Annotated in this window: 3 protein-coding genes; 1 reads left to right on the top strand and 2 read right to left on the bottom strand. The window is 78.2% G+C overall.

From position 1 onward, the window contains the following. Both HLB09_RS15205 and HLB09_RS15200 read right to left on the bottom strand, forming a co-directional pair. Positions 1 to 828 (bottom strand): glycosyltransferase family 2 protein (locus HLB09_RS15205; RefSeq protein ID WP_171204170.1); only part of this gene is annotated, 828 nt, incomplete at its 3' end. Beyond that, on the bottom strand, positions 825 to 2468 hold the full coding sequence (locus HLB09_RS15200) for a carbamoyltransferase family protein (RefSeq protein WP_171204169.1): 1644 nt from the start codon (positions 2466 to 2468) through the stop codon (positions 825 to 827). The genes HLB09_RS15200 and HLB09_RS15205, both read right to left, overlap by 4 nt. A gap of 141 nt (positions 2469 to 2609) precedes the next feature. On the opposite strand from HLB09_RS15200, the gene HLB09_RS20165 reads away from it, so the two are divergent. Continuing rightward, positions 2610 to 2925, top strand: a 316-nt coding sequence (locus tag HLB09_RS20165) for an aldehyde dehydrogenase family protein (RefSeq protein WP_212771177.1), incomplete at its 3' end; no start/stop codon positions are given.

The following is a 2925-nucleotide window of genomic DNA, read 5'->3' as shown; positions in this document are numbered from 1 at the left end:
GCACGTGGCCGCGTGCCAGCGCAGGCGCCCCCGCGGGACGTCGGCGACCTCGCGCCACCGCGGCCCGTGGAGGGCGCGCATGGTGGCGTCGTCCCGGTTGCCGGCCTGCACGCGCAGGCTCACGAGGGCGTCGGCGGGGCGGACCGGGTGCGTCGTCGTGCGCCGCCCGCGCTCCAGGCGCCACCCGGCGCGGCGCACGCGCAGCGCCAGGTCGGCGTCCTCGCGGTAGGCGCGGGGGAAGCGCTCGTCGAAGCCGGCGACGTCCTCCAGGGCCCGGCGCCGGTAGGCCATGTCGGCCGTGGCCCACGCCGCCGTCTCCAGACCCTTCGTGCCCCGCTCCCAGTCGGTGGGGCGGCGCCCCGCGGGCAGGGGGACGTCGAGGCGCCCCTGGCTGCCGCCCAGGTCCTCGTCCGCCCCGGCGAGGTCCGCCGCCAGCCCGCGCGACCAGCCGGCCGGCAGGAGGACGTCGTCGTCGAGGAAGGCCACCCACGGCGAGGACGTGACGCGCCAGCCGAGGTTGCGGGCCCCGGCGGGGCCCCGGCCGCGGCTGCGGACGACCCGCAGGCGCCACGGCGGCGCCCCCGGGTCCTCACCGAGGGCGCGCACGAGGTCGGCCTCGAGCCCGGGGTCGGGCTCGCGGCGGTCGTCGACGACGACGACCTCGGCGGGCGGCGAGCCGTCCTGGCCCGCCAGGCTGCGCAGCAGCGCGAGCAGGCTGGGGCGCCCGATGCTGGGGACGACGACGTCGTGGGCGACGCCGGCTCCCGCGACGCCCCCGCTCGCCGCCGCCGCGCGCGGGGCGTCGGCCGGGGAGACGGCCGCCGTCACGCGGCGGCGAAGGCGTCGGCGCGCCGCACGAGGTGGGGGCCGAGCACGAGCACGTCGACGGGCGCGGAGCCGAAGAGCTCGAGCGCGTCGCGGGGGTCGTCCACCATGGGCCGGCCCGCGGTGTTGAGGCTCGTGTTGACGACGACGGGCAGGCCGGTGCGCTCGGCGAAGGCCTCGAGCAGCGCGGCGACGTGCGGGGTGCGCTCGGCGTCGACCGTCTGGATGCGCGCCGTGCCGTCGACGTGCGTCACCGCGGGGATCCGCTCGCGCCACTCGGGGCGGACGGTGTGCACGAAGAGCATGTAGGGGCTCGGGAAGGGGCCGTCGGCGAAGATCTCCTCGGCGCGCTCGGCCAGCACCATGGGGGCGACGGGGCGGAACTGCTCGCGGCCCTTGACGTCGTTGAGGCGCTCGAGGTTCTCCGCGCGGCCGGGGTGGGCCATGAGCGAGCGCCGGCCGAGGGCCCGGGGGCCGAACTCGGCGCGCCCGTCGAACCAGGCGACGACGCCGTCGGCGGCCAGGACGTCGGCCACCTCGCCGGCGAGGTCGTCCGGCGTCGTGAAGGGCACGCGCGCCGTGCGCAGCCACGACGCCAGCTCGTCGTCGGACCAGGAGCGGCCGAGGTCGGCGCCCGGCATCGGCTTCGGCCGCACCCCCGCGTCGGCGCTGACCTGCAGGGCCGCGCCGAGCGCGGTGCCCGAGTCGCCGGAGGCCGGCTGGACCCAGACCTCCTCGAAGGGCGACTCGCGCCACACGCGGCTGTTGGCCACGCAGTTGAGGGCGATACCGCCGGCCATCGTCAGCAGCCGGTCGCCCGTCTGCCCGTGCAGCCAGGTGGCGAGGTCGACGAGCAGCTCCTCGACGAGCAGCTGGACGGACGCGGCGAGGTCGGCGTGCGCGCCGCCCCACGTGCCGTCGTCGACCCGGCGCGGGGCGAAGCGCGTCCAGTCGGGCTCACGGGCGACGTAGCGGCCGTCGCCCGTGGCGTGCAGGTGCTCGCGCAGCGCGTCGGCGAAGCGCGGCTCGCCGTAGGACGCCAGCGCCATGACCTTGAACTCGTCGCTGCTGCGCAGGAAGCCCAGGTGCTCCGTCAGCGACTCGTACACGAGGCCCACCGAGTCGGGCAGGTCGGTGGTGGTGAGGACGTCGAGCTTCCCGTCGACGTAGCGGCCCGCCAGGTGCGAGGCGCGCTCGCCGCGGCCGTCGAGGACGAGGACGCTCGAGTCCTCGGCCACGGCGAGGCCGGCCGACGCCGCGTGGGCCACGTGGTGGCGCACCGGGACGACCTTGTCGCGGTCCAGGCCGGGCAGGGCGGTGGTGAGGAAGCCGGCGACCTTCTCGGCGTAGGTCGTCCGCAGGTGGTCCCACGGGTCCTGCAGGCCCATCTCCTCGGCGGGGCGGCACCAGGACGCGTCGTAGGAGTAGGCCACGGCGTCGAGGTCGCCCGGCTCGAGGCCGGCCTCGGACAGGCACCAGCGCATGGCGAGCTCGGGGAGCTCCCACGCGGAGAAGGGGACGGGCCGCTTGCCGTGCTTGCGGCGGCTGAAGCGCTCCTCCTCGGCGGCGGCGACGACCTCGCCGTCGACGACGAGAGCGGCAGCGGGGTCGTGGAAGACGGCGTTGACGCCGAGGACGCGCATGGGGCACTTCCTACTACGGCGGACCGACAGCGGCGTGCGCCGGGTGCGGAGGCGCGTCCCCGTCCCGGTGCGACGCAGGGGCGGCGGCGCCGGCGGCGGGCGGGGAGCGGCGCCGTCGGCGGCGGGCGGTAGACATGCCCCGTGACCTCCTCCTCCGCCCCCGAGCCCTCGACCCCGCACCTCGTGCCGGGCCGCGACGTCCCCGCCGGCGAGCCCGTCCCGGGCCCGGGCGGTACCGGGGGCGCCGCCGAGGACACCTCTGCGGGCGCCGCCCCGCACCGGCTCGGCGAGCACCTCGTCGGCGGCCGCGACGTCCCCGCCGAGGGCGACCGGGTGCTCGACGTCGTCGACCCGGCGACGGGGGAGCGGGTCGGCGAGGTCGTCCCCGCCACGGAGGAGGAGGTCGCGCGCGCCGTGGCCGCGGCCGACGCCGCGCGCACCGCCTGGCGCCGCACCC

The sequence above is a fragment of the Pseudokineococcus marinus genome (assembly GCF_013004605.1).
Lineage (GTDB): Bacteria > Actinomycetota > Actinomycetes > Actinomycetales > Quadrisphaeraceae > Pseudokineococcus > Pseudokineococcus marinus.
Note: the sequence above shows the minus strand (reverse complement) of the source record. Positions and strands in the feature narration are given on the sequence as shown.

Excerpts from the sequence above, each read along its gene's own strand:
- HLB09_RS15200 (WP_171204169.1), bottom strand. The coding sequence starts at position 2,468 with ATGCGCGTCCTCGGCGTCAACGCCGTCTTCCACGACCCCGCTGCCGCT.